Here is a 6,895-nt window from a genome sequence, read left to right on the forward strand (position 1 = left end):
TGATAAAATATTTTATGAAATGCCGATTTTATTTGGATTGTATTTCTGTTTTTGCCGATAGTTTATAAAGCTGAATTTCGGTTATTATGGTTCTGATTATACGTATAATGATAAAAATATTATTTATATATGCTGATATTCAGCCATAAAAGAAGGGATATCATAATTGATATCCCTTCTTTTATTGAAATCTTTATATAATAAATTATTTTATAATGTCTCTTAGCTTAATGCTTTGGAAAGTCATGTGAGCTACACTGCTTTCATATAGTATACCGATAGTTTCTTTATCTATCATTGTCAGGCAGGAATATCCCCAATTGTATCCTTCATCTAACAGAAGCTGATGTTCCGGACTCCAGGTATTTCCTCCATCCATGCTGATTTTAATTGTCATGTCTTTGCGGGCATTTGTTGAATTGGGGTTGGAGAAAATTAAAAGGTCTTTACCCAATACATTGTCTTTCGCTTTTACACTAATCAGACTAGCCATGCATACGGGTTCTATTAAGGCAGTACGAGATGATTCGTGTTCTTTCCAAGTTTTACCTAAATCTTTGGTAGTATATACAGCGCGGCTTCCTCCTCGGTTGTCTCTCATGTTCAACATTAAAGTGCCCGGCTCAAGCTCTGCCACTTGTGCTTCCGTAGTGTTTGTACGTGCATGGTGGTGTATGGTCCATGTTTCTCCACGGTCTTTGCTATACATGATACCCGCATTGGGGATTCGGGTTTTGTCGATAAACTGAATGGGGAATACCAATGTACCATCTTCCATTGTGATGCCTCGTCCCGGTCCTTGCAATAAAAAATACCATTCCGGAAGCTTCACCTGTTCTGTGATATTGATTGGTTCTGACCAGGTCTTTCCATCATCTGTACTTTTGGCGAGTACCAATTGAGCGGTATGGTTCAAGTCCATTCCCTGATGTGAACTCCACCATGCTCTCTGGTTACCCATTCCGTGCGTCCATGCTGCTACAATCCATACAGTGTTAGTTTTGGTGTCTACTAAGATAGAAGGGTCACCTACACCATTCTGAGCTGAAGGAAGTCCACCGTATTCTTTGAACGATAGAGGCAAGCGCATTTTCTCCCATGTTTTTCCTCCATCTGTACTGCGGCTGAGACCTATGTCGATATGTTCTTGTAAATCTACACTGCTGTTGTAACGTACATCGTATACACCCAACAAAGTGCCTTTGTTTGTAGTAACCAGTCCGGGTATACGGAAAGCGGCTGAACCGTCATCACCTGCATGGCGAACTCCTACTGCCATTCTTTGTACGACTTTTTGTTTAGTTGTACTTTTTGTAGGTATAATTTTTCCGTCACCTTTTACTTGAGTTACTTCTGCACAGATTTTTGTATGTAGTGAAGCGGTAGGCTGCATTTCTATGCTAATCCAGAAGAAATTATATCCAGGAAAGAGGTTTTGTTTTCCTTCGAGTGTTAGAGTATTGCTCTTAGGTGTTGCTTCTGCTTTTTTTATAGAATAGGACGGATTAGCCGAAAGGGTTTGTCCCGGATTGTTGCTGGAAATGTATTCTACGGGAGCAAAGCGTTTTTTTCCTCTGTCTTGTGGGGCTTCTGTTCCTCCATAATACAATTTAATAGCTTTGATTTGTGACAAAGGTACGTTCTTGTCGAACGAGATAGTGACATTGTCAAGGGTCTTTGTTTCTTTGGCATCGAGACGCAGATAAGCCAAGACATTATCATGTCTTTCTATTAATATAGGTACTTGTGGAGTTTTTACAAAAACAGTATCAGCAGCGTGCAGACCGATGGAAAGCATTCCGATACATAAGGATAATAGTTTTTTCATAATGCAGTTGCTGGTTTAGATTTTTACTTTTGCTATTAGTTTTCTTATTTTCCCTTCTCCGATTACAGGTGCATGTGGATCTTCCGGATATACGATAGCAAATTGTCCGGGAAGTAAATCAACAAAGGTGGTGGGTACATCTGAATAGAGTGCGCAATCACCTTCTTCCTGATATGCTTGTTTCAGTTGGTTTACATCTTCAATGGCTTTCCAACCGATACGTTCTTTCCCTTCCAGGAGGATATGTATATCAATGTAGTCACGATGTACTTCCAGAACCTGCTCAGCTTCTTTCACGCATGTGGGATTTACGTTGTTGATAAACAGGTTATCTCCATCCAGTTCTATTCTTCCACATGGTGTATGCAGTAAGTCGTGATTCTTTACGTAATCGAACAATTGTTTAAATAAAGGATGTAGCGGTTCGATTCTGCTACTATTTTGTAAATTGGAAACAATCATAATATATAAAAGTTTTTAGTTATTCCATATTGTCAGTTTTAGGACGTAAGAAATACAACTGTACGCCAAGAGCAATAGCCACCACGATAGCTAGCATGGCAAAACCGGCTCCTAAATTGCCGCTATCACCCCATCGTCCTAAAAGGTGAGTAATGAAAGCACCGGCAGATACACCAATCATATTCATCACTCCATAGGCAGTAGCCCGTTGTTTGCGAGATACAAACTGACAGAGGATAGGCATGTTATTAGTATCAAAAATTCCATAGCCGATACCAAACAGCAGTCCGGCACCTACTACTGCTACCAGATTATGTCCGAATCCTAATAAAAGTAGTGACGGGATGGTCAATCCCAAACCGATGGCTCCGGTATATACGCGTCCGCGTAAATTTTTCTGTACCCACTTATCTGATAAAGGACCGCCGATTAGGACTCCGATGAACGAAGACACGGCGATGGTTATAGTAGAGATAGGTCCGGCTTGTGACATGGGTAAATCAAGGTTTTCAGCAAACAAGGTCGGAAGCCAGTTTTTGGTAGCCCATCCAGGAAGGCTTGGAGCTGCAAAGTAGAGCAGGATTACCCAGAAAGCTACATTGGTCAGCAAGGATTTCAGACTGGTAAAGACGCTCTCTTTCTCTTTTTGTGGATTGGCTTGCAGTTTTTCTGTAGGAAGAATCTCTGTTTTTTTGTCATGTAAGAATAACATCAGAATTACAGCATAGGCAATTCCGATGATACCGAACCAATGGAAAGTGGTGTGCCAGGAAAAAGCGGCAGCTACAGTCGCTCCGAATCCTCCGACAGCCTGACCTGTGTACAGGCCGGTCATGTGGATGCCTACGGCTAAAGAGCGGGATTTTCCGGTGTGGTAGTCTGCAATCAAGGAAAGTCCGGCAGGAATATAAAGTGCTTCGCTTACTCCCATTAAGGCGCGCAGCCAGACCACTTGGTTGAAGGTTTCGGCTATTCCCATCAGATAGGTTACGGATGACCATACAAACAAACTTCCTACAATCAGCCATTTACGGCTCAAACGGTCGGCTATGATACCCGAAACTGGACTCATCAGTGCGTAAATCCAGAGAAAGATTGCCATCAGGTAGCCGAAATTGGTAGCCGATTGTAATTCTACAATGTCGACCTGCATTGCATCTTTCATGGTGCTTAGCATTTGTCGGTCCATATAGTTAAGCAATGCTACCCCCCATAACAGGCCTACAACAATCCACGGATAAATTTTTGAGTTTTTCATATATTATGGTTATTCAGTTAGCAATGTAACTTGCCGGATTATTCTCCGGCAAGTATTTCTTTACATAATGTATATCCCTTTATCATCATTCTTGGAATATGGAAAGGGCCTTTAAAGAGGTTGCCCTTCGCCGGCTGGGCTACTGTTCCGTCACGGTGCAGGTACCCGTACCATTCTCCAAATTCACTGTCAGGGAAATGAGCATACGTCCAGTCACTGATTTGTTTGTGACGTTTCAGGTATTTCTCGTCCTTGGTCAGTTTATATGCATACAGGTTGGCAATGATGGCTTCAGTCTGCGGCCACCAGAATTTCATGTCTTGTGAATAATCCTGGGGAGGAAGATTCTTGCAATCCTTGAAGTTGATGATGCCGCCATACTGTTTGTCCCATCCCCATTCCCAGGACCAGTCAAGGATGGTCAGAGCCATGTCGATGAGTCCTTTGTTGTCGTTCATGTTATGTGCTACATCGAACAAGAACCAGGAGGTCTCGATGCAATGTCCCGGATTGATGGTACGGCCATTCATTGTATCGATAAACTCTCCTTTAGGACCAACCGTTTCCAGTAAAGCCTTGAATTCTGGGTGCATGAAATAGTTTTTCAATGCATGAATGGATTCTTCGATCTGTGCGTCGAGCTCCGGATCTGAAATCACTTTCTTAATGCTGGAAGCCACATTAACCATAATCATCGTGATGGAATGGCCTTGTGCCTGAACCGCAGGTAAATATTTCGGTTCAAGTATACCTGGAGTATTCAGGAAGCGGCGCATGCGCTTGAACAGGTCAAGTGCTTTTTGGGCATATTCCTTATTACCGGTAGCCAGTGCATATTCCGACATGGCAATGGCGGCAAAGCTTTCAGAAAATACATATCGCCTTTTCCGGAGCGGAGTTCCGTCTGCAGCTACTTCAAAATACATTCTTCCATCAGTATCGAAGCAATGCTTTTCAATAAAGTCGAGTGTAAGCTTGGCCGCATCCAGCCATTCAGGATTTTTTTCGATGTTGTTATATGCGTACGAGCAGATGAAAGCAAAACGTCCCTGAAACCAGACCGATTTTGTGGTGTCAATTAACTGGCCGTCGCGTGCCACGCAGGTGTATATGCCACCGTGTTCCTTGTCAAGGCCATTCTTTAGCCAGAATGGCATGATGTTGTGGATGAGATCTTCCTTGTAGTTCTCGGCCCAATATTTAGCGTAAGTTTCTATAGACATAAGAGTGGATTTAGAATTTGTTGCAACGGTCAAAGAAGTTGATGGCTTCCAGTTCTGCCTTCATGCGTGCTTCTTCTTCGTCTGTCATATTCTGGAACGGAGTACGGTTCTTACCCAAGTCCAGCCCGATGAGCTTCATGATTCGTTTGCCGCCTACGATATTACCTCGATAGTGACAAATCACGTTAATCACATCCTGAGAGAAGTTCTGCAATTCGCGGGCCTTTTCGAGGTCACCTGCTTTCCATGCATCGATGATGCCCACCAGGTTGATTCCGTTATAGTTGGTTGTACCGCCGATACCACCTTGTGCACCGCCCATAGCCAATGATGGGAGAATGGTTTCATCCTGTCCGTGCAGCATGTCGAATTTTCCGTTCTTGTACAAGCGGCACTGGTTATATTCGTAAATGCTTTCGTATGTATATTTGATACCAGCAAAGTTAGGAATACGTCCATCTACAGCTTTCAGTAATTCTACCATCGGCAGGAAAGCACCGTTGAATGCCGGAATGTGATAATAATAGAAAGGAAGGTCCGGCGCGCCTGCTGCGATTTCCTCACAGTATTTCACCAGTTCTTCAATACGGCCGATTTTCGGGAATGGAGGAGCCATGGCGCCGATACCCCATGCACCAATTTTCTGGGCGTGTTCGGCCAGCATCTTGCTTGCCTTTACGCAGCAGCTTCCTACGTGTACAATTACCTTGAAACCTTCGGGAGCGGCTTTCACCCATTCTTCTGCCAGTTTCATACGTTCTTCTTCGGTCAGCATGTAGCCTTCACCCGATGAACCATTGATAAACACACCTTTCAGTCCGTTTTTTGCTAACATTTTTGCATAAGCAGCAATAGGTTCGTAGTTTACTTCACCATTCTCATAAAACGGGGTAAACGGAGCATCAATTAGGCCAATAATCTTTTCCATAATATTGTATTTAATAAATTAGTTTATTTAATAATCACAAAAATAAGGATATAATTTTTATATCACAAGGTTTTATGTGCTATTTTGAAATTATTCTTCTTCTTTGAGAGGATAAACTGTAATTTTTTGTGTACGTATGCCTGGTTTTATTTCTCCGCATATCATATATAAATAACCTTCACGATGCAAAAGGATGCCTCCAGCACGTGCCATACCTGAAATGTTTGTCTCTATATTCCATGTTTTATGGATAAAGTCATAGAATAGGATATCATTATTAAATTTGTACCAAGAGGGGGAGTGGGTTAAATAATCTTTTCCTGCTTTTCCATCCAGTGCGTTTTTGAAGATGTGATAATTAACTCCTCCTGTCAGGATAAGATGTGTGTCTGTCTGCACACCGCTACCTCCTGCCATGCAACGTTTTTCTTTGTTTCCCTGATAAGGAATGTGAGAATCGTATTCCCAACGGTCAGTTTTTGGAGTATAACATAATATGTCATGTGAAAGGATACTGGTAGAAGAATCCGATGGGGCTTGAAAACCTCCAATCAAATAAAGCTTCTTTCCATCATTGACCAGAATAGGTTGTACTCGTTGAGGTCCAGGGAAGGAAGATAATTTTTGCCATCTGTCACATGTTTTTAAGTCCAGTTTGTATAATGCGTTTTGTCGCAGTTGTTGATTTCCTCCTGTGATGTAGATACATTCATTCAACATTGTGGCGGAGGCGTTGTCTATTGTTTCAGGAAGAGAAGGTAGCTGGTGGATTCGAAAGCTTTCAGAGGAAGGATCTTTTTGAATCCGGAATACGCTGGTCAGACAAGAATCTGCATTCATTCCCCCAATGCAGACTAGTCCCTGAGGTGTTTCTACACTGCAACCATAAGCTACGGAACAGGGAAGATCAGATATTCTTGTCCAACGAGGAGATGCGGCATGAATATCCAGTGCATAGCATTGATTGTAATAGGCTTTTTTTCCTCCTTCGGCTGCAGGAATTGTCGGGAAATTGCAACCTCCCCCCACAATTAGCCAGTTTCTTATAAAGCCGGCGAAAGGTGCAGATACGCCTTTTGTAATAGGGTAATCAGGAAGCAGCGTAGGAACTTGTGCCATATTTATTGTGCATTGGGCAATTAGTATGCCTAAAATCAAAAATAATTTTTTCATAACGATGTTTTTATCAGGTTAAG

Annotated in this window: 6 protein-coding genes; all 6 read right to left on the minus strand. The window is 42.3% G+C overall.

Translation table 11 applies throughout. The annotated features are described in order from the left end of the window. Nucleotides 1-205: 205 nt before the first annotated feature. Nucleotides 206-1,828, minus strand: coding sequence for a BNR-repeat neuraminidase N-terminal domain-containing protein (locus ACMJ0U_RS11345; protein WP_417130027.1), 1,623 nt, complete (start codon nt 1,826-1,828; stop codon nt 206-208). Between the two features lie 15 nt (nt 1,829-1,843). Then, nucleotides 1,844-2,290, minus strand: coding sequence for a YhcH/YjgK/YiaL family protein (locus ACMJ0U_RS11350; RefSeq protein ID WP_417130028.1), 447 nt, complete (start codon nt 2,288-2,290; stop codon nt 1,844-1,846). Nucleotides 2,291-2,309: 19 nt separating this feature from the next. Next, a complete protein-coding gene (locus ACMJ0U_RS11355) occupies nt 2,310-3,548 on the minus strand; it encodes an MFS transporter (protein WP_417130029.1) in 1,239 nt (412 codons plus the stop codon). Nucleotides 3,549-3,586: 38 nt separating this feature from the next. Next, on the minus strand, nt 3,587-4,771 hold the full coding sequence (locus ACMJ0U_RS11360; protein WP_417130030.1) for an AGE family epimerase/isomerase: 1,185 nt from the start codon (nt 4,769-4,771) through the stop codon (nt 3,587-3,589). Nucleotides 4,772-4,781: 10 nt separating this feature from the next. After that, on the minus strand, nt 4,782-5,699 hold the full coding sequence (locus ACMJ0U_RS11365; protein WP_417130031.1) for a dihydrodipicolinate synthase family protein: 918 nt from the start codon (nt 5,697-5,699) through the stop codon (nt 4,782-4,784). Between the two features lie 90 nt (nt 5,700-5,789). Beyond that, nucleotides 5,790-6,872 carry a cyclically-permuted mutarotase family protein gene (locus ACMJ0U_RS11370; protein ID WP_417130032.1) on the minus strand — a complete coding sequence of 361 codons (1,083 nt, stop codon included), beginning with the start codon at nt 6,870-6,872 and terminating at the stop codon, nt 5,790-5,792. Nucleotides 6,873-6,895 lie beyond the last annotated feature (23 nt).

The organism is Phocaeicola sp. (genome assembly GCF_048170425.1).
Taxonomy (GTDB): domain Bacteria; phylum Bacteroidota; class Bacteroidia; order Bacteroidales; family Bacteroidaceae; genus Phocaeicola.

Bases quoted from the DNA above. Each gene is read 5' to 3' on its own strand.
- ACMJ0U_RS11365 (WP_417130031.1), bottom strand. From the start codon at position 5,699: ATGGAAAAGATTATTGGCCTAATTGATGCTCCGTTTACCCCGTTTTAT.
- ACMJ0U_RS11370 (WP_417130032.1), bottom strand. From the start codon at position 6,872: ATGAAAAAATTATTTTTGATTTTAGGCATACTAATTGCCCAATGCACA.
- ACMJ0U_RS11345 (WP_417130027.1), bottom strand. From the start codon at position 1,828: ATGAAAAAACTATTATCCTTATGTATCGGAATGCTTTCCATCGGTCTG.
- ACMJ0U_RS11350 (WP_417130028.1), bottom strand. From the start codon at position 2,290: ATGATTGTTTCCAATTTACAAAATAGTAGCAGAATCGAACCGCTACAT.
- ACMJ0U_RS11355 (WP_417130029.1), bottom strand. From the start codon at position 3,548: ATGAAAAACTCAAAAATTTATCCGTGGATTGTTGTAGGCCTGTTATGG.
- ACMJ0U_RS11360 (WP_417130030.1), bottom strand. From the start codon at position 4,771: ATGTCTATAGAAACTTACGCTAAATATTGGGCCGAGAACTACAAGGAA.